At 49.5% G+C, this 23,383-nt stretch carries 14 protein-coding genes; 9 read left to right on the top strand and 5 right to left on the bottom strand.

Going from position 1 to position 23,383, the window contains the following annotated elements:
* Window positions 1-43 precede the first annotated feature (43 nt).
* On the top strand, window positions 44-1,423 hold the full coding sequence (locus Pla110_RS15265) for a 6-phosphofructokinase (RefSeq protein ID WP_144996750.1): 1,380 nt from the start codon (window positions 44-46) through the stop codon (window positions 1,421-1,423).
* A gap of 82 nt (window positions 1,424-1,505) precedes the next feature.
* On the opposite strand, the gene Pla110_RS15260 is transcribed toward Pla110_RS15265, so the two are convergent.
* The 3 genes from Pla110_RS15260 to Pla110_RS15250 all read right to left on the bottom strand — a co-directional run bounded on the left by Pla110_RS15260 (window position 1,506) and on the right by Pla110_RS15250 (window position 6,459).
* Entirely contained in the window at window positions 1,506-3,839 is a 2,334-nt protein-coding gene (locus Pla110_RS15260) for a hypothetical protein (protein WP_231742486.1), read from the bottom strand.
* A gap of 265 nt (window positions 3,840-4,104) precedes the next feature.
* Window positions 4,105-4,872 carry an SDR family NAD(P)-dependent oxidoreductase gene (locus Pla110_RS15255; RefSeq protein WP_144996746.1) on the bottom strand — a complete coding sequence of 256 codons (768 nt, stop codon included), beginning with the start codon at window positions 4,870-4,872 and terminating at the stop codon, window positions 4,105-4,107.
* Window positions 4,873-4,935: 63 nt separating this feature from the next.
* Complete coding sequence (locus tag Pla110_RS15250) at window positions 4,936-6,459, bottom strand: MFS transporter (RefSeq protein WP_144996744.1); 1,524 nt, start codon at window positions 6,457-6,459, stop codon at window positions 4,936-4,938.
* 703 nt (window positions 6,460-7,162) lie between these two features.
* Here Pla110_RS15250 and Pla110_RS15245 point away from each other — a divergent pair.
* From Pla110_RS15245 to Pla110_RS15215, 7 genes are all read left to right on the top strand, one after another.
* Complete coding sequence (locus tag Pla110_RS15245) at window positions 7,163-7,600, top strand: SIR2 family protein (protein WP_144996742.1); 438 nt, start codon at window positions 7,163-7,165, stop codon at window positions 7,598-7,600.
* 456 nt (window positions 7,601-8,056) lie between these two features.
* The gene (locus Pla110_RS15240; protein ID WP_144996740.1) at window positions 8,057-9,382 is read left to right on the top strand and encodes a DUF1501 domain-containing protein; all 1,326 of its coding nucleotides are present in this window, start codon (window positions 8,057-8,059) and stop codon (window positions 9,380-9,382) included.
* A gap of 369 nt (window positions 9,383-9,751) precedes the next feature.
* Window positions 9,752-12,160, top strand: coding sequence for a polysaccharide biosynthesis tyrosine autokinase (locus Pla110_RS15235; RefSeq protein ID WP_144996738.1), 2,409 nt, complete (start codon window positions 9,752-9,754; stop codon window positions 12,158-12,160).
* Between the two features lie 1,067 nt (window positions 12,161-13,227).
* Entirely contained in the window at window positions 13,228-14,769 is a 1,542-nt protein-coding gene (gene wbaP / locus Pla110_RS15230; RefSeq protein WP_144996736.1) for an undecaprenyl-phosphate galactose phosphotransferase WbaP, read from the top strand.
* Window positions 14,770-15,067: 298 nt separating this feature from the next.
* Window positions 15,068-16,276 carry a glycosyltransferase family 4 protein gene (locus tag Pla110_RS15225; RefSeq protein ID WP_144996735.1) on the top strand — a complete coding sequence of 403 codons (1,209 nt, stop codon included), beginning with the start codon at window positions 15,068-15,070 and terminating at the stop codon, window positions 16,274-16,276.
* Between the two features lie 113 nt (window positions 16,277-16,389).
* Window positions 16,390-17,616 (top strand): glycosyltransferase family 4 protein, encoded by a 1,227-nt coding sequence (locus tag Pla110_RS15220; protein WP_144996732.1) that lies wholly within the window; start codon window positions 16,390-16,392, stop codon window positions 17,614-17,616.
* 38 nt (window positions 17,617-17,654) lie between these two features.
* Window positions 17,655-18,896: a glycosyltransferase gene (locus Pla110_RS15215; RefSeq protein ID WP_144996730.1), complete on the top strand. Its 1,242-nt coding sequence runs from the start codon at window positions 17,655-17,657 to the stop codon at window positions 18,894-18,896.
* Between the two features lie 14 nt (window positions 18,897-18,910).
* Here Pla110_RS15215 and Pla110_RS15210 read toward each other — a convergent pair whose 3' ends face one another.
* A complete protein-coding gene (locus Pla110_RS15210; RefSeq protein WP_144996728.1) occupies window positions 18,911-19,603 on the bottom strand; it encodes a hypothetical protein in 693 nt (230 codons plus the stop codon).
* Window positions 19,604-20,068: 465 nt separating this feature from the next.
* Here Pla110_RS15210 and Pla110_RS15205 point away from each other — a divergent pair, with 465 nt between their 5' ends.
* Window positions 20,069-21,334, top strand: coding sequence for a nucleoside permease (locus Pla110_RS15205; protein WP_144996726.1), 1,266 nt, complete (start codon window positions 20,069-20,071; stop codon window positions 21,332-21,334).
* On the opposite strand, the gene Pla110_RS15200 is transcribed toward Pla110_RS15205, so the two are convergent.
* Window positions 21,331-23,022: an SH3 domain-containing protein gene (locus Pla110_RS15200; RefSeq protein ID WP_144996724.1), complete on the bottom strand. Its 1,692-nt coding sequence runs from the start codon at window positions 23,020-23,022 to the stop codon at window positions 21,331-21,333. The two genes, Pla110_RS15205 and Pla110_RS15200, sit on opposite strands and share 4 nt — an antisense overlap.
* Window positions 23,023-23,383: the final 361 nt, after the last annotated feature.

The following is a 23,383-nucleotide window of genomic DNA, read 5'->3' as shown; positions in this document are numbered from 1 at the left end:
CATGATTGCAGACAGGTTGCCCAGCCTGCCAGGACAGGTTTTTATGCGACGCATCGCTATTCTGACCGCAGGAGGAGATACTCCCGCTTTGAATGCCACCATTTATGGGGCGGTTGAACGGTCTAATCAGCTTGGTATCGAAGTTTATGGCATTATGAAGGGATTCTCTGGTCTGCTGGATAGCCGAGTCCCTCACGTAAATCTGAATCCATTATTTGTAACGATCCCCGAAATCGACCCCTGCTGTGGAGGGACCGCTATTGGAGCCTCGCGGACGTATATCTCTTCAGAAGACGCGCAGGAACTCCAGAAGATTGCTCACCGACTGAAGCAATTGAAGATTGATGGAGTTGTCTGTATCGGCGGGGATGGAACGATCAGTGGAATGCAATCGCTGTGCGAGTTGTTCCCCTGCGTGCTAGCCCCCAAAACGATTGATAATGACTTGGGGTTAAATTACATCAACGAACCCAATGAGTGGCATCTGAATCCAGAAACAGACGAACAACCGGGATTTCATCATCGACGAGAGCATGAATCTATCGCTCTGGATGAGATCGTCAACTACGCGACGCCCGGATATGCCACTGCCGTCTTTGTGGCTGTTCAGGCGATTGAGCGTATTCGGACGACTGCCGAGAGTCATCGGCGAATTGCGATTGTTGAAGTCATGGGCCGTCATTCCGGTTACATTGCACTCGGATCGGCTTACGGCCAACCAGATATGATTCTGCTTCCCGAAGTCCCGCTCGACTTTCCTGCATTCAGCCAACGTGTCCGGGAACTTTATGATCGCCAGAAAAACGTGGTCATCGTTGTCGGAGAAGGGATTGTAGACCAGGAAGGAAAACCACTTGGAGCCGCCCATGCCAGCACCGACCCGGCCGGAAATATTCTTCTCGATGGAGCGGCCGAATCATTAAAGAAAATGTTGGCAGATGATTTTGGTAGCGAATACTTCAGCAATCTGCGACGGCATGAGTCGGCAGCTCAAGCGATCTTCACGCGTAAGGTCGGGCATACACAACGCGGCGGACGTCCAATTCGCTTTGATCGTTTTTACGCCACTCAACTGGGCGGGAAGGCGGTCGACCTGCTGGTTGAGGGGCAGAATAACTCACTTTCGACTTTGTGCTACCAGGAGAACTCCGGGTTTTCACTGGGGGCACTTCATGCGAACAAATTACGCGATCAGTGGGGGCGAATTCATGCCAGGACAGTTCATCCCAGCTTGTACGATGACCATCGCTTTCAGCCTTCGCGACTGGGGATCGATTATCTTTCCCCCATTTTCAATAACGCGATCGGTTCCGATGACCTCGAACTTTTTCGCAGTACCTTTTTCCAACGGGGAAATCTGACTTCGCGGTATCAGTCCGTGAACGTCGATATGCAAAAACGAATTCGTTATCTCGAAGACTGAACAGAGCATGATGTCTCTGTTCAGCTTTGAAGTCGCTAAGCAGTTACTGCCTATAGCTTATTACAATCAACTGCTGCTGGTTCTAATTGCCCGGGTATGTTTCCAATGGTGGAAATTCTTCGGGGAATTCGGCAGCAGTAGAATCTGCTGTTCGCGTATTGCCAGCATCTGTCGTGGGGCTCGTTGACTTATTCGGAGGAACATAATCCGGAAAGACGTCCTCTTCATGGAGTGAATTCTGAATTCCGGACGAGGCAGGTTGCTTCTCACTTTGGTGGTTGAAATCGTCCCAACCGGCGACTTGCTGAATCGGGTTCGATTGTGGTTGAGCTGGAGCGAACTCCTTGAACGGATTGCCAGCCGGAGCCTGATTCATTGAGGGTGTATTCTCGCTGAACTGGTATTCTTCAACGACACCACCTTTCTCACTGCTGATCACATTGCCGCCTTCGATGTTCTGGTTGTCGAAATCCTTCGCCAGTTGCGTTTCAATCGCCATGGCTTCCCCTTCCTGCAGGTGCAGTAGTGGGTAGATCGAACGCAGGGAGCGACCTTTCTCGTTAAGCTGGTCGCGAGCGGCAATTTTCAGATCGTATCCGACATCTTTACCCGCAACCAGTTTAACATCGTCGACTCGGAAGCTGCCCTGCTGCTGAATGACTTTCACTTGGGCACCCCAATGTTCGTCACCGAACTGAATCATCTGTTCGGTGCCGTTGGCATTCAGCGGTTGAACTGAAGTGATCGCGGTTTCGAGATGTTCGCTACAGTTGAAGAAGGGTTCTGGAACAACGTCCGTTTCTTTCCAGACAAAATAGTTGAAGTCGAACGAACAGACATTACTCATTCTGCTGATGATCTGGTTGTAATGTTGTCCCAACTTTTGAACGTCTTTTAATGACTTTGGCGATGCAATCTCCTCAGTAGGAGATGATTTGGAAGCCGTTTGAGCAAACTGGTAAGCAGGAATAACGACTTCCAGAAGTGTTTTGACCGAATTCGGTTTCCCTGCCATGGGGAACTGCACGTCATCGATGCGTAACTCGCCGGAATGTTCTCGCAGAATGTAGGTAATAGGAATCTCATCGAAGAGAGTGTAGACCTGGGTCACACTGCCGTTAAAGACGATGTCTTCAATTTCGAACTTGCCCTGTTTGGGGAGGTCGATTGGAAGCTGAGCCAGAATCTCTTCGTCCACGTTTTTCCAGACACGCGTGTTGAAATCGTATGAAGAAGAATAAGTGAGTGTTTTCAAATCACGTTTCACAAGAGCTTCGTGGAAAATGTCGACTCGGGCCTTAGATGTTAGCAGAGCTGAAAGTTTGCGATTTTCACCTGTAGCACCACTGCGAATTAAAGAAACATCGGTCACGTGATAGCCATGTTGCTTCCACTGGCCTTCCGGACGATCAATTGACTTCAAAGTGAGCGAGGCTATCTCTCCATTGAAAGGGATATTCACATCGATGCGGTCTCCGCGAATAGTCATTCGCGAATCGTTATTCAATGATTCAGCAGCAGGAAGACTGACGGCAGCCAGTTCACCCGGCATAATTGCATTCTTGTAAAAATTGGGCTCGGAGACTTCTTTAATAGTTGTTTTGTCGGCAGCGGAATATCCTTTGAGGAAGATGGCGACAGATCGTAATGCATCAGCCGATTTTATCATCGAAGAAATGTATTCGGTATCGCGACTCGATTCGACGGCCATGTCTCGGACCAGCCAGCGATCATCTACCAGCTTCATGCCGATATCCAAACGACCCTTCTTACGACTGATGCGGACAACGGCAGTGTCTTCATTTAAAGTCGCTTCTGGTCGAAAACGTTCAAGGGCCGATTCAACATCGCCCACTTTTTCGTAAAGATGATCGAAGTAGTCATTTGGTAGTTCATGCATGACACCGGCAAATTCGACTGTCATCTGGGCTTCGATCTCTTCCCGGTTTTTGCGGCTCCATTTCTGCATGAATTCGCGAACGCTGAGATACAAGTCCATCTGTTCAGTCACTTTTTTGGCGACTTTCAGGTTACCGTCGTGACGTTTCTTCTGAATGATGTCATCGACAACCCATTTTCGAGAACCTTCTTCTTTAACCATGCGATAAACGATGGTTTTAGTCGCATCACCAATTTTTACATTAACGAGCTTAGACGTTTCCGACTCGTCTTCGACCTCTACGACTTTTAAGTCTTCGGTTGGAATGCGCAATCGTTTCAGGTCTTCGGCGGATTCATCCAACCGAAGAGCTTTATCTTTGAAGCTTTTTGAACTGGCCGCACGCAGGTCGTCCAGATTTTCTTCTTCAAGTGCAGAAACGAATTGTTTTAACGTTTGGGTTTCCATGAAGTGAGAGCAACCTACTAAACAGATTGCGAGAGTCATGAAACCGCAAAACGGAATGATCCTGGTCATAACGCAGCATGCCCCTTACCGCGCAGGCGGTTTGGCCAAGAGAGTCAGATTGAATGACGTAGTGGAGAGAGAGTAGCGGGCTTTTCGCAGATAATTCCAAACGGGTCAAGCCGAATTCAGGTCGACTCGGCGATTGTTGTCGGTCTAATCAGAAATGGTTTCAAGTGAAACTTACCGGTTTTGCTCAGCTTAACACCTTACGTCGAATATTTAGCCTACGGGTAGCGGAATTGTCCCGTTGAACTCTCCTGAATTAGCTGTTTGGTTACTTAGCAGTGTAGCCGCCATCGACCATCAGGCATTCAGCAGTGATAAAAGAAGCCTCTTCCGACGCTAGGAAGAGTGCGGCATTGGCGACTTCCCGAGGGTCGGCAATGCGGGGGATCATATGAGCCCCTCCCCAGTCGGGGTGGGCGTCTGCTTGTTCACGGGTTAAGCCTGCTTCCTTAGTGAGCCGTTCCACGATTTGTGTCCAGATGGTTCCTGGGCAGACGGCATTTACGCGGATATTCTCAGGAGCGAGATCCAACGCCAGGCAGCGAGTCATACTTACAATGGCCGCTTTCGTAGCGTTGTAAGTAACGAACTGGGGTTGGGCAATAAAGCTGGATATGGATCCCAGGTTCACGATCGCTCCTGCACTCGACTTCCGGAGTAACGGGAGGAGGTGTTTGCAGGTAAGCGCATAACCAATGACATTCACTGACAGAATCTGTTCCCAATCTTCTCGAGTGGCGTCGATCCCTTTGAGCAGAAACATCGCCGCATTGTTGACGAGCACGTCGATGCGATCGTATTTGTTTTGAATCGATGCTGTGAGCGCGAGGATCTCCGTCTCTAGTGAAAGATCGCAGAAGAGGTAACAGGCCTTACCTCCCGCGGATTCGATTTCCTCTGCTGTTTGCTTACCGGTTTCCTGGTTCTGATCAACGACAATAATCTCGCCTCCCTCTTCGGCGAAACGGAGACAGATCGCTTTTCCAATTCCGGTCCCACCGCCGGTTACGACTACAACTTTATTTGCCAGACGCATCGCAAATTGGTCCTTAAGAAAAGATACGATCTTATAACAATTATCCGATCCCTCGATCATCACTCAGGAATTGGGCTCAGCATTCTCCGAGGCGTTGTCGGGATTCGTAGCAGGTTCACTGGCGCGGGGAGTAACCGAGTGGGATAGTTTTTCACTTGATGGTTTGAAGAACAGGGCGACAGGAATCATCATCACGGCGAGTATCGGAAATATCCACTTCTGGGATAGCCCGGCCTTCATCAGGATCGAATCCATGACTCCCAGGAATATGGCTGACAACAGAATACCAATCCAGTTGATCAGGTTCATCGCACCAATCATTTGGCCTTTTTGATCGGCAGGCGGACGCGACTGCATAAACGTTTGTAACGGCACGGCGAAGAGCCCTGCAAAGAGTCCCACTCCCATTAAAGAAAACCGGGTGGCAAATTCCCAGAAATTAATCGGGATCATTTTGTCCCACAGCGATTCTGATTTCCAGTATGCGGTTAAAGCATCGTCTTCAGCAACCACTCCGTCTGTGTTCGTAATGGGTTCGATCTCTGTGTCTGCTGTTACTGATTGTTCTTCAGTCTGTGCGGCAACTAATTCGGAGGAGGCAGGCAATGGAAGTACGCTGTACTGTCCCATGAGCGGGACTAGCATCAGGAAACCAGCAATTCCCCAGGCTCCATTGCGAACCAGTTTGAAGTTGATTTGCTGATGCGACAATCGGCCAGCGAGCAGGCACCCGATACCGATCCCAGCCCCCATGCAGGCAGAAAGGATGCTGGTTCTTCCGTCACCGAGCTGCATTAGCTCTTTACCCAATAGGTTGACTGCCATCAGAACAGCGCCACCAACAAACCAGAAGAGGGAAGAGATCAGCAGAACAGACAACAGCAGTTTGTCTCCCCATAGCATCTTACGGGTGCTGGGGGTCATAACCATCGCTGAGGGTTGAAACTGCAAATCAGGTTTTGCGATCGGGGTGCGGCGAATAAGAAGGGACGTCAGTGTGCCAACAACGGCAATGATGACACAAAACAGACCGATCACCCAGAGAGCTCCTTCACTTGATTCTTTACCGTAACCGGCGAGAGCTGTGCCCATTATAATGGCCACGAAGGTGGTCATCTGGATGAGGCCGTTCGCTTGAGGGAGATCATCGTTGTGCAACATTTCCGGAAGGATGCCATACTTGGACGGACCGAAGAACGCACTTTGAATTCCCATACAGCACAGAACAACGATCAGCATCCATAACAGGGGACCAGGTACCCAGACTCCAACGGCAAAAGCGAGCAATCCCAGAAGCATGACGACGATTTCGGCAACTTTACAGAGCACAATGATTTTGCGTTTGCTGTATTTGTCCGCCAGGTATCCTGCGAATCCAGAGAACAGGACAAAAGCCAGAGAGAACAAGCCGGTTGCCGTTGTCTGGTGATTGGTTCCTCCAGCCAGATAGAGGTCGATGCAAAATAGCAAGATCGTCTGTTTGAAAAGATTGTCGTTAAAGGCGCCCAGGAACTGAGTGATGGTCATTCCCCAGAATGAACGGTCTCGCCATAACGGGGGTACATCTGATTCTGTTGTACTAGCCATCTTGGGGGGACATCCTTATGACAGAAGAGGCTGTTGACAAAAAAGAGGCCAAGTCGAAACAAAGAAGTGGACCACTCGGTTAGGTCTGAACTAGATAGAAGAACCGCCTCGAAGAATCAGTAAAGATCTTTATCCTGAAACCGGAAACCCAGTTGTCAAACCGTGCTAAACAATAGCGAGCCACGTCCCGTATTCCCAGTCCAGACAACGACCTCGGCTCGCTCATCAAGGGCCTCGTCATCAGTGAGTGTTTTCGGTTCTTGGTAGTTTGATTTTCTGCTGTTCTATTTGCATTTACTGGTTGGCATCAAAATTTTGAATTTCTATTTAGCGACATGCAGCACATGTTGATCTGTTGAAATTCAGAGTCAGATATGTGCGGTGTACGAACAAACATGAAAATGGACGCAAGCGAGTCACTAAAAACGGTACAAATGATTCACACGCATTTTATCAACGACAACACGGTCGGAAATCGGTGGTGTAGGGGTTATCAATCCTCAAACTGTGGTGTATGTTGAATGTACCTCACCTTCCCGCCCTCCGGCTCCATGATAGACAATCATACCCTCACCTTGTCTGACCGGAGATTTCCTTCATATAATTACTTCCCTTGTCCGATTGAATTTAGGCTGCGGAATGAATTTCCGAGTCTAAAGCATTCAATAGGAAGCGATGATTTCTTCCATTTGGAGAGACTCTCTTGCCTGCCTTCACTGCTCAATGCCCGACTTGTAAGGCCAAGTTCAAAATTCCCGATGACAGTCTAATCGGGAAAAAGACCCACTGTAAAAAATGCGGTGGAGCGATGGTTCTGAAGCCCGAAGGTGATGCCGAACCTGAAGAAGGTGAATCTTCAATCACCGATGAGATTCGTACACTGCAACCGATCGCTTCCCGCCGACAGAGTGTTTCCAGTAAAAAGGCTCCCCCCGCTCCCAAAGAAAAGAGCAAGGCGAAACCGGACCGTCCGAAGGTAAAAGCGGACAAACGCGTTTTGATGATCAGCCTGGTCGCGACGATCTCATTGTTGATCGTCGTTGCTTTCCTGATGGCCGCCTTTATCTTCTTGCCGCAGCTTTTTAATAGCGATGTATCCCCGGACGGTGAAGACGCCCCAGCAGTCGAAGCGGATCCCTAACGGACAGGTCGGTTGCGGATGAGATCGACGCATGAGATGAGAAGTATGCATGAATCGTCGTACTCTAAGTTCAGCGTATCCCGAAAATTAAGTCTTCCCAGGTTGGGCGTGATAAACAAAATCCGTCGAGAAATTATTCCTTCAGGAATCGTTCTGCGATCGAAGTACACAGACGAATCGCCTTGCGCTCAGATTACGGTTGAATAGGCACATTCTCACGTATCTCATAAATAGTTGTTGATGAATGGGGAATATTCATTAACATTAAATGAACGACGTTTCCCGTCCGTTTCTGCGAGATCTCTTTGCGAAACTCCCTTTGGGCTGTTTTGTCTCTGCGTAGCCACCCCTTCTGAGGTCGATTGTGATTCGCGCAATCGATTCAATCATGCGGACGTTCGTCCGGCCCTACCATTCCCCCCCTCGTTTTCTCCGTTTCCTGAGAAGGTCTTCTCGATGTTGAATCTTTTTCCACGTCTCAGTAAAGATTGTGAATCGATCACTCGGCGAAGTTTCTTACAGGTAGGAACACTAGCAGGAACAGGTATGGGGCTTAGCCTGCCTACCTTGCTGGCTGCGAAAAAAGCCCAGGCGAACAGCCCTTCTTCGGATGTGAACTGCATCATGATCTGGAGTCGTGGAGGGACGAGTCATCACGACACCGTTGACCCGAAACCAGACGCTCCTGTCAGTGTACGGGGCGAATACAAAACAATCGACACGTCTATTCCGGGAGTCCGTTTTACTGAACATGTGCCGAAACTGGCCGCTTCTCTGCATCGTTATGCGCTCATGCGGTCCTGGAATCCTCAGAATGGAAGCCACGGTTTAGCGGATCAATACGTGATGTCGGGTCGCAAGTTCAATCCGGCATTAGCGTATCCGACGATGGGTTCGGTCGTCAGTTATCACAAAGGATTCAAATCGGCGATGCCTCCCTTTGTACAATTGGGAAACAGCATCGACCGTCGTTTTGGTGGAGGAACAGCGGGAATTCTTGGGCTGGAGCACAATCCGTTTGAACTGAATGCCGATCCCGCTTCAGACAAATTTAAAGTCCCGGATATCCAACCTCCCACAGGTGTGGATCTTAAACGGGTCGAGCGTCGACGGGGGATATTGTCACAAATTGACGATTTACAACGTCAGATCGATTTGCAACCCGAGGCCTATTCCGCGCTGGATGAGAACTATCAAGCGGCTCTGAATATGATTACGGCGACTGAAACACAGGCCGCCTTTGATATGGCAGCCGAGTCGGAAGAGACCCGCGAGAAATATGGCAAACACAGTTTTGGACATCGCTGTCTATTAGCGCGACGGTTAATCGAATCTGGAGTTCGGTTTGTTACCGTTACTGACGGTGGTTGGGACAATCATCAGAATCTGTTTAAATCACTCGCTGAAAATAAGTTACCTAAAGCCGATCAAGGGATTTCAGCACTGATCGAAGACTTGGATGAACGGGGAATGTTGGATAACACCCTGGTTGTCTGGCTTACGGATTTTGGTCGTACGCCCAACGTGAACTCGGCTAGTGGTCGTGATCATTGGGCTTCTGCTGGATTTATTGTGATGGCAGGAGCAGGAGTGCCCCCTGGACACATTCTGGGGGAGACCGATGCCACTGGCAGTCACCCGACGCGAGATGAGTACAAGACATCGAGTATTGTCTCCACCATCTATGCCAAGTTGGGGATCCCACAGGATCTTCTCGCTCATACGGCGGACGGTCGACCCATTCGGATGATCGAAGGGACTCCGATTAAAGAGTGGATGTGATCGGTTTACCCCTTGCCGGGACGAGCTCGCGCGAGAAAAATCTCACTAAACCACCCACTTTGTCTTGAGCGTCCGGTTGCTCAAGTACAGTTTCTCTTTTTTAGCCCAACTCCGTAAACACCTACTTGACAGTCGACCCGAAACGTGGGCACGATGGGGTTAATTAGCGTATTTAAGGTCAGGCTTTTCCCCCTCAGGTATCCCTCCCAGTTGCCCCGCTCTGAACCAGTCTCGTTTCACTGACTGGTATCAGGATTGTGATTTGATCGTCACTACTTCTGAAAAGCAAAGCTGACCTGTTTTGCATCGCACTAAGCGCGCTTCTGACTGACATCCTGGTAATTTTTAATCTGCCTGTGAGTATCGATTATGCCCACTACTCCACCTCCTGAACAACAAACTTCGCAATCCCCGCTGCAGGGAGTGCTCGATGTATTGTCGATCATTCGCCGCCGTAAAGGGATTATCCTGTTCGGCATCATTGTTGGTGCCGCATTGGGAACCTTGGCGATCCTGAAATTGCCCGAAAAATGGGAGTCCCAGGCGCAGATCCACATCATTCGCCATGACCCGAATCTGGCAACCGAGGGTAGCGAGAATTCCAGCCCGAACGACTTCCGTCGAATGGAAGATGAACTCGCTAACCAGATGAAAATCATGTCGAGCCACAAAATCGTCAAAGCAGCACTGGAAGCAGGGCTGAAAAACGAAGATGGCACTCCGATCAACATGATGAACTTACCTTCCATTATGGAAGAGTTGGCGGATGATCAGAACCCCATTGATTATGTGATCGATAATCTCTACCTGAGCCTTCAGGGAGAAGAGGGCAACATCGCCGTCAATGGTGGTCACTGGATTTATGTGACATTCGAACACACTAACGAAGCAGACACTCCTAGAGTATTAAAAGCAATTCTCGCCGCCTACCAGGAGCACATCACTGAGACCTACCAGAACCCGGTCAACGAGGCCGCTCAGGTCATCGGTGGGGTTGCGAATAAAGCCCGTGAAGAGTGGGAGGGAATTCGAGAAAAATACAAAACATTCATGGAGTCTTCCCAGATCTACACAACGACGGGAGACACGGTAAACGTCTACCTGAACAGTCTTAACGACTACGAAACTCAGTTACGTCTGCTCCAGTTTGAACGTTATGCTGCGGAATCTCGGTTAGAGATTATCAAAGAATCTCTGGAACCAGAGAACATGGAGCGGTTCACCGATTACCAGCGACTGGCTCTGGTCGACTCCAAACATGTTGAACGCTTGGGGCTGCTGCTAAGCGTAGAAAATCTGGAAATCAGTGTTGCCACAAATGCAGCGACTTCCGAGGCGTTTCAGGCACAACAGTACACACGAGCGGAAACGGCGAATACCGAGTTTGATAAACTGCTTTCTGCCCGCTTAGATCTTAAGGCCAAAAAAACTGAGTATGCTGACAATCACCCCAAGGTGATTGAAGCTGAAGAAAACTTGCAGGACTTGGAAAAATTCTTGGTGGAAAAGAAGGATGATGTTCCTCCCCCGAGTACTGAAGCCCTGACACCGATTGATACATCCGACCTGATTCGAGCTTACGTAAGTCTGCTTGAGAAAGACCTTGAAGACTTGCTTCGTCAGGAAACGACTCTGGTAACATTCCGCGATATGGCAGAAGCGAAAGCGAAGGAAGTGGCTACATTCAAACTGAATGAAGAGCTTCTTCGCGACGAAAAAGAACTTAAGAAAGAGCTGTTTACCAACAGCAACCGTCGTTTGGAAGACATTAGCCTCCTGGAAGACTACGAACTGCTGAAAGTGCAGTCGATGGGCAACATTGACGACGTCAAAAGTGCGAAAGTATCGATCCTGTACGGTATTATTCCTGGTGGTTTCGTCGGCATGATGTTCGGGCTGTTACTAGCCTTTGTCATCGACCTGGCCGATTCAACCTTCCGTAGTCCGGAACAGATTCGAAACACCTTGAACACCGCTGTACTAGCTCATGTTCCTCGGTTGAACGTTCGTCGTTTGACGAAGCTGGCGGATAAAAAATCGAAATTGTCACCTGTCTTGGTGACTTACCATATCCCGCAATCACCTGAAGCCGAGATTTTCCGTTCACTGCGGACAAATCTGTACTTCGGAACCCATGGTCAATCGCCCAAAGTCGTTCAGATCACGAGTCCGAACCCGAAAGATGGTAAGTCGGTGACGACGGCTAACCTGGCAATCTCTCTTGCCCAGACTGGCAAGTCGGTATTGCTGATTGATTGCGATATGCGATTGCCAATGGTGGACAAACTGTTCGGTCTAAGTACAACAGTCGGGCTCTCGGACGTTCTCCGTGGCGAGGCCGAAATTCAGGATGCCGTTCAAGAGACCGAAGTCAAAGGGTTGACGGCTCTCGTTTGTGGACCTGTTCCAGATAACCCTGCGGAATTACTCAACCAGGAGTCTTTCACTAGTTTGCTGGCTGTGGTCCGAGAACAATATGACTACGTGATTATTGACTCTCCTCCATTGCTGGTTGTCAGTGATGCAACCGCGATTGCTCCTCGTGTGGACTCTGTGATCTTGAATCTACGATTCAAAAAGAATGGACGTCCCGAAGCGACTAGAGCGATGGAAATTCTCCAGAGTGTCGACGCCGATGTGCTGGGTGTCACCATGACTGGGTACGATTCACAAGGCGGCCAGTACTACAGCGCCAGCAAGTACACCAGCTTTGGGGCCAAAGAATCTCGTTCTTACTATACGTCCTACACGAAAACAGCTCGTAAAGAAAAAGTCTGAGTTCGCTTTGAGTAAGACGACTTAAAACAACTTACCCCTCGAATCCAGTTCCGCCTGGTTCGAGGGGTTTGTTTTGCTTAAAGCAAGATGTTTCTTCCTTTGCTTATTTAGTAGAGCGCATTACAGATATCCATAGCGTGTTCTGGCGGCGTAGCCTGCTGTATTTAAGGGCTTTTCGGGATCGATAGCCGCCGCACTTATCCTGGACAGGATCTAAGAACGTCCCCCTTAGTTAGATGAATTGAAGAAAAGGCACGCGATTCGCATCTACTTTGTGCAGCTTCGCCTTCCATTAACCTCGCCCCCCATACCCTCCCTTATTCCGTCCACGACACTCAGTCGCCAATGACTCCTGCCCAATTATCGCGCTCGATGTGGTTCATTTTCGCTGAATGATGAAAACTTGATGATGATGCTAATCAGGCTCGTGAATCTACTTCATCAACTCTCTAAGATGTGCCTCCGTGCTCTTGGAAATTACGAAATGAAACTGGCATCGCAGGGGAAATATTAAGATCCACACTCGGCATTGAACGTATGTTAGGGCTAAAACGACAATTCGTGAAAAATGCCTGAACTTACTTAAGCATGCTTGTGCCCTCAGCCTGTATAGTTCAAAATGTAGGCAACAGTTTAAGTAAGGTCTTTGACTTGCTGTTCCCACACTGTTTTCCTGTGTCCCCCCAAACATGCAGATAGACAGAAAAACACGAGATATTTGTCACGGATGTTTAACTAGATCGAAGTGTTTACGTAAAGTGTCTATACGGTGTATTTTGAAAGGCTCCCCTCGCCGGTTCAGCAGCACCAGACACGACATTGGATGTATGATGATTTATGGAATGAGTTTTGCAAAGTTTACACAGCAGGGGGTGTCCTGCGGTGAAGTGTCGCAAAACGCCCGACACAGTTGCACGATTTTGTAACAGATTGCATTATTTCGCAGCTCTTTAAATCTTTAATCATGCAAGCATTGATAATTCATTGACGCTCGATGCTCAGATTTATTCCTATCGATTGACTCAAGAATTGTCCCTCTAAAGGACTCAAGAAGGGCTTCCTCCTCAATGACAGTACTCAATTCTGAATCTGGCACGTTACTTTCCTACGAGCCATCTCGTGAAGTTGATGTTGTTACACTGGACTCGAAAGAAATTGAGCAGTTTCGATATAGCACCTCCCAGCGGATTGTACCCGTAGGAGCGAGTTTCTCTCGGCAAGTCGTGCTGACTGCCCTTCCTTTGATTCTTTCTGACCTGGCTGCTCTGGTTTGTTCTGCGTGGTGGAGCTACGTAGCAATTTCCCTGATCGGTTATCCCAATATTCCTCTGGGTACCCTCCTGCCAGTGTTGTCAGTCACGATGTTGCTCGTGTTTGGCTTTCTTGAACTTTATCCCGCTGCCGGGATGCATCGCGTTCTGGAGACCCGTCAGCTTCTGCTGGGGACTTCCTTATTCATGATGCTTTCTGCCGTCTGTATTGCCGCATACTCACCCGGTCCTTCTCCTCTCGGAAGCATCTTCGTGACCTGGATGTTAGGCTTATTCCTGATTCCCACGTTTCGTTCCGGGATTCGTTCGTTTTGCACAAAGTCAAAATGGTGGGGACAACCCGCTTTAATTCTGGGTAAGGGGGCTACAGCCGATCGACTGTATAAATCGCTGGATCAGAACTGTCGTCAGGGAATCAAACCTGTCGGTCTTGTTTACGATCAGCGTGCAGAGCCGGAAGGCAAAGAAGCTAACGTCCCTCATCTGGGAGAATCCAGTAATATTGTTGATGTCGCCCGCCAGCACTCAGCGTACTGGTTATTCGTCGTTCAAAGTGAACTCTCTTCGAATGCCCGTACCTTCGAACATGAAGTGGAAAAGCTGGCCGGTTCGTTTCCGAATGTGGTGATTATCCCTGATAACATGCAGATTCCCACACTGTGGAACCGCTGTCATGACTGTAATGGATTGACCGGAATCAACATTCAGGAACGGTTGATGTTGCCTTGGCCGCGTCTATTAAAACGGACCATGGATATCGTTTTAACCGTTGTTGGCGGTTTAATGATTTCTCCACTGTTCCTGTTTATTGCCATCTGCATCAAGTTTTCATCGCCTGGTCCCGTGCTGTTGTCGACCAAACGCGTTGGAAGAAACGGTAAAGAAATTCACCCACTGAAGTTTCGGTCGATGGTGAGTAACGCCGATGACGTTTTGAATCAATACCTCGAAGAGAATCCCGAAATGCGAGCGGAATGGAAGAAAATCCGCAAGCTGAAAAACGACCCTCGTGTCACCAGGATCGGACAGTTCCTTCGCAAAACAAGTTTGGATGAACTTCCCCAGTTGTGGAATGTCCTTAAAGGGGACATGAGCCTCGTTGGTCCTCGTCCGATCTTCGATGACGAAATTCCCCGTTATCGCGATGAATTTCGACTCTATTCGGAAGTCTCTCCTGGCCTGACCGGCTTGTGGCAGATTTCAGGACGGAACAACACAACCTATGCCGAACGCGTCGAGTACGACCGCTTCTATGTTCGCAACTGGTCTTTGTGGCTCGATATTCACATTCTTATGAGAACACTGAAAGTCGTTCTGCTCCGCGAAGGTGCCTACTAAATAGAGTCCCTTTGTTAGCAAAGTCGTTAGTTCGCTTCTAACGTCTTTTGAACGCTTTTATCCGTTCATAGAGACAAGGCCGCGACAACAATAAGCGGCGACTATCGATTTTACTCAGATTTGGATAGAGTCGATTTTCGCACGAGAGAGTACGGGGTGTCACATTGATACCTTACTGACTTACTCCTAATTGACTTTGTTCCAGATTACATAGTGAAAAACACGATCGAGGGAGAGAACCGCTAAGGTAACTCCTCTCGATCTTTCTTTAATTTCAGATTGAAAAAGTCTGCCACTTATGGCCCGTATTGGAATGACATTGGCGAACCCGAATTACACCGGGGCGTGTAAAATGGCCAGACTGTATGGGCAAGCCTTTCTGGCGGCGGGACACGACGTCGTTTTGCTCCATGGTCCCGAAATTACTTCGGAGAACCACGATCAGACATTCATCGACGCGCTGCGAGAGGATGGTTTCGAAACGGAACTCATTCCCGAAATGAATAAACTGATCGGACCGGCGGTCATCAAAAACACGGTTGAGCAAGCCCGTAAATACACGCTCGATTGTCTGATTGGGTTTCAACAGCGGGACATTCCTGTGGCGCTGAAAGCCTCAAAAGAGTTGAATTTGCCTGCGCTGACCTCCTTTCAGAATCAGCATACCTTCCACGGTCGCTGGCCGCTGCCCAAGCTGAAAGAATCGATCTTCGCTCGGCTTGTTCGCAAAGAATTAACCCTGGGTATCTGCACCAGTCCAGCGGTGCAGGAAGAAGTGGTCCAGCGGTTCAAAGTTCTCAGGAAAAAAACATGCGTCGTCTACAATGGCGTAGAAGTGTTGAACTTCCCCGAAGTCAGCCCGGAAGCCTGTCAGCTGGTTCGCGACGAGTTCGGTATCGCGTCTGACGAATTAATGCTGATCAATGTTGGGCGTATTGACCCACAGAAGGGGTTAGAAACGCTGGCTCAGGCTGTCGTCCAATTCAAAAAGAGTCATCCCGATCAGAAGTTCAAGCTGATTCAGGTTGGCGATGTCATCGCAGGACCGAATCAACAGAACATTTTGAAGTATCGCGAAAAACTGGTGGACTATGTGAAGTCGCATGGCCTCGCCGATTGCTTTATTATGGCGGGTTGGAGAAACGACTGTCCGACGTTATTGAAAGCTGCTGATATCTACGTTCATTCCGCGATATGGGAAGGGTGGTCTCTGGCAGTAGTGGAAGCGATGGGAGCCCGGTTGCCCTCAATTCAAACTGATTGCTGTGGCGTTCCCGAACATTATGAACAAGGGAAACATGGTTTCATCGTTCCCAAGGGGGATGCGTCAGCCCTGTCGAATGCAATGGCACAGATGATCGAGTTCTCCGCCGAGAAACGATCCGAAATCGGCGAAGCGGGCTTCCAGTTTGCTGCCGAGTATTTTGAAATCCAGAAAACCAGTCAGCGTTTTGTTCAGCTTGTGGAAGAAAATCTAAAAACTTCTCCGGCGTCCAAAATCAGTTGATGAGATGGAAGGTCAGGCTTATCTGGTCCTGACTTCCGTTGGTATTATCTTAACGTGTAAATAAAGCCCACTTTCGTTCTCGTATTGGAAACCATTCCACTCGGTCGTTCATTATGTCTCGTATTGCGATTACTTTATGTCTCCCGGACTTCACCGGCGCTTCCAAGATGGCCAAATTCTATGCCGAGGCTTTAATTGGAGCAGGTCATGAAGTCCTGGTGATTCATGGTCCCGAACCAAAGGTGGTTGATACTAGTAATACCGAACGGACCAACTTCCTGGTCTCTCTGCATGAAGGGGGCATTCAGACTGTTCTGCTGGAGGAGTTGGCTTTTCCGTTATTTCCTTCTGTCATTACTAAGACTGCCAAGATCGCCAGCGAGTTCGGTGCCGATTGCGTCATTGGTGTGAATGCCCGGGACCGTTCGGTTGCTTTAAAAACAGCGAACCGGTTGAAGCTGCCTGGCGTGCTTTCTTTACAGAACATGCACCACTTTCATGGGCCGATGTTCGTACCGCGTCTTAAAGAGAGTTATTACCGAAAAGCGATGCAGAATCACCTGACGATGGGAATCTGCAGCAGCACTGCCGTCGAAGATGAAATGCGGGAGCGGTTCTCGATTCCTGAAGAACGAACTTGTGTCGTGTACAACGGAGTTGATGTACTCAACTTTCCCAAGGCGACAGATGAAGAGATCCAGCAAACCCGCGACGCGTTTCAGCTCCAGCCTGATGAATTAATGTTAGTGAACATTGGCCGCATCGATATTCAAAAAGGACTGGAAGTATTAACCAGCGCCTTTCAGCAGATTATTGCCAGTGGTCGAAAAGCGAAGTTGATTCAAGTAGGCGACGTTCTCGATGGACCCAATGCTGCCGAAATGACGAATCATTTCAATTCATTAAAAGCGTTTTTAAAAGAGCACCAACTGGATGATCGCTTCCTTTTCGCCGGGTGGCGAAATGATTGTCCCCTGCTTCTGCGATCGGCTGATATCTACGTCCACTCCGCCCATTGGGAGGGTTGGCCACTTTCAGTTGTCGAAGCGATGGGCGCTGAACTTCCCGTGATCATGACTGACTGTTCTGGTCGTCCAGCTGGTTTCAATGACTTTGAGCATGGAGTCATCGTTCCCAAAAACGATCCTGCGGCGTTGGCTGGAGCGGTCAATAAAATGATTGATTTACCTGCCGAAGAACGCGAGCGCATAGGCCAGCAGGGATATCAATTTGCTCTCGATAATTTTGAAATCACCCGAACGGGTAAAAAGTTCGTGGAGATTGTCGAACAGATGATTGAACAGAACAAAAAGGCACACGCTCCATTAACCTCATCCTGATTCTTCGTTTCTAAAATCTTTTACCCTATACGAGTATCATGTCTACTTCTCCCCATGTGCCCTCTCAAGTGCCACCCGGTGTGACCGAGTCCGACGATAAAAGCCAACCTTCGCAGTCGAACTCCGGGCAACCGAACTCTGATAAGATGCGCAGACTCAAGGTTGCTCACATTGTGGAAGCGACCAACGCAGGCGTTGGCCAGCACGTACTCGACATGGTTGGAGGTTTACTTGATCGCGATGTCGACGTTCATCTGATTTATTCCCCGCTACGCATGAGTGGTAGCTTTGAAAGCAAGATGAGGGAGTTCGAAGAGAGCGGGGCAACACTTTTCTCTTGTCCTATCAGCGCCAAAATTCGCCCTTCGGATTCTACTGCCGCGTTGTGTGTACGACGTTACCTTAAAAAACAAGGTCCTTTCGACATTGTGCATGGACACAGTTCCAAAGGGGGCGCTATTGCCCGGCTTGCCGCGTTTGGATTGAAGACACCCGTCTTCTTTACACCGAATGCGATCAGTACGATCAACCCGATGATTTCCAAACGAGGAAAGAAGTTCTACGGAACAATTGAACGGATTCTCTGGTCCATGACAAGTCGTCTTGTCGCCTGTTCGCCGGAAGAAGCCGAGCACTGTATTGAACTCGGTATTCCCGAATCGGGTGTTGTGATGATTCCCAACGGAATCAATGGAATTGATCTACCTTCCCGCGAAGAAGTCCGTACGAAGTATGATCTGCCAATGGACAAGATTGTTCTCGGATTCGTCGGTCGCTTTTCGCCGCAGAAAGGGCCGGAGATTATTCTGAAAGCGTTTGCGCTGATCGCGAAGAAATATCCCGATGTCATTCTGGCAATGATTGGTGGTGGTGATCAGGAAGCGGAATTGAAACAGCTTGTCGCCGACAGCAAAATCGGAGACCAGGTCCGGTTTCTGGGAATGCAACCCGGTGCGTGGAGCATGCCCGGTTTTGATGTCTTCTGTATGACCAGTCGCTACGAAGGTTACCCTTACGTGGTGATGGAAGCGGCGCACGCTTCTTTACCTATCGTGATGACCCGTTTTCAATGCGATACCCTGATGGTAGAGCAAGGCGTGCAAGGTTATGTCGTCGAGACAGACGACTTCCAGGCGATGGCAGATTCGATTGAGAAACTGTTGCAAAAGCCCGAGAATATTAAAAAGTTTGGTGAGGCCGCCCACGAGAAATACAAAATCTACTCGGCGGAAGCGATGGTCGACCAATGTCTGACCGCTTACCACGATGCATTGAAATAAACCTTGGACCGCTTTTAAGCCGCTTTGGGTTTAGGCTGGCTGCATACGGGCGAGCTGTATTCGTACAGCAGTGCTTTGCCCCGTTTACCGATGAGTTGAATACAACCAGTCTCGCGCAGGCAGTACGCGATTTTCTGAGCATTCCATCGGGGGACCTTGACCGCCTTCGCGAGTTCAGCGGTTGTGAATTGTCCTGTCGGCGTCTCGGGTAGCAAGTCCCATAAATCGTGAGCCGTTCGCAGTTGCCGTGTCTCGGTGACTTCTTTGAGGAACCGGTCAGTGGTGCGATAGTCTTTCTTTCGCCACCCTTTTCGTTTCATGGGGACCCGGTGTTCTTCGAGTTCGACCATCGCAATTTCGAGAATCAATGATTCATGTGGAAAGACGGTCACGAAGTGGACCAATTCGTCGAACACATCGATCCATGTCTGTCGCGTCGGGCTGTAGCGGGCAGAAAGAACTTTATTCCCCCGGGCTTTTTTGCGTACCAGATATTTTCGGGCCGCTAAAGGTTTCACCACTCGAACTGTGTGTGAGCTTAATAAGTCGCGGATTTTGTCACGAATAGCGGAAAGGGAGGCGCACTGGACTTCGATCAGTTCGTCGCCCGAGATGACATCGATGATGTAGTCACCCAGACGGACTTCTATCTGGTCGCCTTCGCCAGCATAGTGCTGCTTTAATTGCTGATGTAAGGATGTCTCCATCCCGGACCTCCTGTCTTCCTCTTCTGGACGCATCGAATCCCATTCGGCGCCCCGCTCATTTAGTGCTCAGCAGCAGGTATAACGAATAGCGGCAATTAATTCGACCCCGTTCATCGCTACTGAGAGGGAGCGTTCTGAGTTGGGGAAATACGTGATAAATAGGGATACAGGCGAAAAGCTGATCTCAAAGAGATAAGAAAACGGGGCGTATCGGTTGCTTACGACACGTTTTACGGGCATGATCGTGTACTTGAACATATTCTATGAGTACCTTTCAGGACTTATCCTGATAGGTCAGAAGGCCATTGGACGTATCACGTCCTTGTTTATCGTATATCGGCACCGTCTGTCTTTTCGGCAGTCTCTCGGGTGCCATTTTGAGCGGGGAAACATTGCTTGTTTCCCACTTTTCAGCAGGTCAGCATTCAATCTTGGCTGACGGGGTTCGGTGAAAGGAAATTCCGCATGGGTTCGACAGCAACGGCAGCCAGATTATCTGTCATGATGTTCATTCAGTTTTTTATCTGGGGCGCCTGGTATGTGACAGCTCCACTCTATCTGGGGCCAGTCGGTTTTGGTCCCGCGGATATTGGTAGCGTTTACGCCGTTGGGCCGCTGGCCGGTATTCTCTCCCCGTTTATTGTCGGAATGATTGCTGACCGCTTCTTTTCAACAGAACGTGTGCTTGGTGTATTGCATCTGCTGGGAGCCGGCATGATGTACACCGTCGCCACCAAGATTGACGTTGATGTTGATGCGGGCGTGACACTCAGTGAGACAGAGGTCGCCACCGTCATTTCCTGTATCTTTGGATACATGCTCTGCTACTATCCCACGCTCGCCCTCACGAACTCACTGGCGATGCACAACATCACCGATTCGGAGAAAACGTTCCCGCTCATTCGTGTTTTCGGCACAATCGGTTGGATTGTTCCCGGCGTGTTCATCAGTTTCATGAACTGGGATAGCACAATTAATTTCTTCTGGATGGCGAGTTATGCGTCTATCGTGATGGGGCTCTATTGCTTTACGCTTCCGCATACTCCACCGCCCGCCAAAGGGAAATCAATCTCTGTACGAGAGATACTTGGACTGGACGCACTCGTCCTGCTCAAACGACCATCTTACCTCGCCTTCATGGTCAGCTCGTTCCTGATTTGTATTCCACTCGCGTTCTATTATCAGATCGCTGCGAAATATATCGGAGCTGTGGGTGTCGAAAACCCGGCTTTCAAGATGTCCTTCGGACAGATGTCGGAAATCGTCTTCATGCTGGCGATGCCTTTCTTCTTTAAACGCTTAGGCGTCAAAAAGATGTTGTTGATCGGGATGCTTGCCTGGGTGGTCCGGTACGCCCTGTTTGCCTTCGGGGCAGACGGACCGACTGTCTGGATGCTGATCGGCGGAATTCTACTGCACGGTATCTGTTATGACTTCTTCTTCGTAACCGGACAGATTTATACCGACAAAGTGGCTGGTCCCGAAATCCGTGGCCAGGCACAAGGGATGCTGGTACTGTTCACTTTGGGATTCGGCATGATGATCGGGGCGAAAGTCGCCGGGTACATCGAGGGATATTTCTCACCAGCGGATGCACCGGTTGACTGGCAGAATCTCTGGTTGGTACCTGCAATCGCATCGGCGGTTGTCTTCGTATTCTTCGCACTCGTGTTCAAAGACAAAGTCAGTCGAGATATTGAACCGGTCGAAGAGTCAGGCGATACCGTTTAACGCGTCAGCTGTACTGGCATCATGCGGTCGATCACTAAGACATGGCGATTCAGGTCGGGGCGATAATCCACGTCCCCCTGAATTCCCATGGATTGGCCGACATACTCATCGAGATTCAATTCGCCACGTGGCTGAACGTAAGAGATAATCTTCCCTTCCGGACTAACGAGCACATGGGTCGGCAATCCTTCCCGGGGATTGATCGTCCGTTGAATAATGCCCGCACCGTCAAATTCGGGCAAGCCGCTGTCTTGTTGAGCAACTGGTTCGGAATCCTGCATGGAGTCAGGACCTTCGTAAATCACGGGTTCCGCAGCTGATTCCTGGTTGCTCAAATTGGGGATTTCCAAAGTCGGTCCACTGACCGGTTGTGCATTTCCGATGGTCGGCCCAAAACCTTGAGGGCCACCAATCAGGTCTCCTTGAGGAAAAGAATTCCCCGGTGAAGAGACAATCGTTGCAGGTGCGGAGGTCGGTGAAGGTGACGAAACGGTCGTGCCCGTCGCATTAGCGCCGAATGCAGGGCCTTCAGTCATCACCGGACCAAGTTCAACGGGATTCATTGCGGGGCCAGATAGGGAACTTCCCAGTACAGGACCCGATGTCGCATCGCCAATCAGTGGCTGAGTTTCTGATTCAATATATCCCTCATTACTCATAATGACTGTCGAGTCGCCGACTCCGTTTGTCGTCGCGATTTGACCCTGCTGTTGACGAAGTTCCGCTTCCCGGTCGGACGTGGACGAAGTCAATTGAATGAAGCTATCGTACTCTGCTTTGATTTTGCGATATTTTTTCACTGCCCCGTAGCGAAGATCGACTTGGCTTGCGATCGCTTTGTGTTGGGTTTGCTTTTGCAATTCCTGGTAGGCTGCTTCGAGTCCTTCGAGATCCCATTCTTCGGGATCGAGTTCGATCATGTCTTTGAAGGCCAGGTCGAGTTCTCGTAAGGCCTGCCGATCTGCTTGAACTTCGGCTACAGGAGGTGCGGAACGACGTACGCCTTTGCTGTCACTGGCTGCGGGTTGTGATTTCACCACCGTCGTTTTCTGTACGGTTGTTTTTTGTGGAGTGGCAGAAGCGGTCTGTGCGAACGGATCCTGTTCTTGAGGGGCTGGTGAGTAAGCTGCAGGTTCCGGCTGCTGTTTCAGTGCGAAAGGATTGCTCTCTTCCTGCGTACCAAGTTGGCTGGCGGCAACGACATGGTGTCCTTCAATCCACCGATATTCATAGGCGGGTGGAGCAATCTTATACATCTCCACGGGGCCGCGCTGGGTATTGATGGATACTTTTTCGAGTAATGTAACTTCGTCGTTTTTCGAAAGTTTGTTGTGAACTCCTGTGTTCATTTCGCCAACGGCGCTACCCATGTAGGCGGGAGAGTTATTTTGCAGGACAACCCCTGTACCGGACAGATCTGCTCGTGCTTCCACGAGGTTCACCGGAATCAAACTGAAGCTTCCTTCGGGTGGAACGATTTTGTACCAACCGCCGGGCTGATGGGCATACACAACAATACGATCCCCAGACGATAATTCGTTCGTAATGGCAGATCGCTGGCTATTATGACTGCGTACCTGGGCGCTGTCGGACTGGATCACCGCTTCATAGGGAAACTTGGACGCAGCGGATACGAGATTTCCCAGGCTCAGGAGAACTGTTGTAACAATTAAGGTAATGCGACTCATCAGAGAGACTCCAGTTGTTCACCAGTCGGGGTGAAGTCGATTTCCGGGGACAGCGCTGCTATCGCTACCAGCAAAAGGCAGACAGAATGTGCGCAGCCGGGTGGCATTGGGTCGTGCCAACGACTTCGATTTAAAAACTGTTTGGACTTTGATCTGGGGAGAGAGATTTTCTGGCGGAATCTTTAACTGAAATCTGAATTTGACTCAAGACCACTCTGCGGAGCTTCTGAAGAGTTGTAAAAATGACAATAGACCGTCGGCCTCACTGGGACGTTTACGTTCAGGAATATTGATGTTCATTCCTTGCTGGAAATGGACGCTGTTATGAGAAAGGTATAGGACCAAAAGCCGCTTCCTGATA

The organism is Polystyrenella longa, from assembly GCF_007750395.1.
GTDB classification, from domain to species: domain Bacteria; phylum Planctomycetota; class Planctomycetia; order Planctomycetales; family Planctomycetaceae; genus Polystyrenella; species Polystyrenella longa.
This window is presented reverse-complemented; position numbering and strand designations above follow the sequence as displayed.

Excerpts from the sequence above, each read along its gene's own strand:
- Pla110_RS15265 (WP_144996750.1), top strand. The coding sequence starts at position 44 with ATGCGACGCATCGCTATTCTGACCGCAGGAGGAGATACTCCCGCTTTG.
- Pla110_RS15260 (WP_231742486.1), bottom strand. The coding sequence starts at position 3,839 with ATGACCAGGATCATTCCGTTTTGCGGTTTCATGACTCTCGCAATCTGT.
- Pla110_RS15255 (WP_144996746.1), bottom strand. The coding sequence starts at position 4,872 with ATGCGTCTGGCAAATAAAGTTGTAGTCGTAACCGGCGGTGGGACCGGA.
- Pla110_RS15250 (WP_144996744.1), bottom strand. The coding sequence starts at position 6,459 with ATGGCTAGTACAACAGAATCAGATGTACCCCCGTTATGGCGAGACCGT.
- Pla110_RS15240 (WP_144996740.1), top strand. The coding sequence starts at position 8,057 with ATGTTGAATCTTTTTCCACGTCTCAGTAAAGATTGTGAATCGATCACT.
- Pla110_RS15235 (WP_144996738.1), top strand. The coding sequence starts at position 9,752 with ATGCCCACTACTCCACCTCCTGAACAACAAACTTCGCAATCCCCGCTG.
- wbaP (WP_144996736.1), top strand. The coding sequence starts at position 13,228 with ATGACAGTACTCAATTCTGAATCTGGCACGTTACTTTCCTACGAGCCA.
- Pla110_RS15225 (WP_144996735.1), top strand. The coding sequence starts at position 15,068 with ATGGCCCGTATTGGAATGACATTGGCGAACCCGAATTACACCGGGGCG.
- Pla110_RS15220 (WP_144996732.1), top strand. The coding sequence starts at position 16,390 with ATGTCTCGTATTGCGATTACTTTATGTCTCCCGGACTTCACCGGCGCT.
- Pla110_RS15215 (WP_144996730.1), top strand. The coding sequence starts at position 17,655 with ATGTCTACTTCTCCCCATGTGCCCTCTCAAGTGCCACCCGGTGTGACC.
- Pla110_RS15210 (WP_144996728.1), bottom strand. The coding sequence starts at position 19,603 with ATGGAGACATCCTTACATCAGCAATTAAAGCAGCACTATGCTGGCGAA.
- Pla110_RS15205 (WP_144996726.1), top strand. The coding sequence starts at position 20,069 with ATGGGTTCGACAGCAACGGCAGCCAGATTATCTGTCATGATGTTCATT.
- Pla110_RS15200 (WP_144996724.1), bottom strand. The coding sequence starts at position 23,022 with ATGAGTCGCATTACCTTAATTGTTACAACAGTTCTCCTGAGCCTGGGA.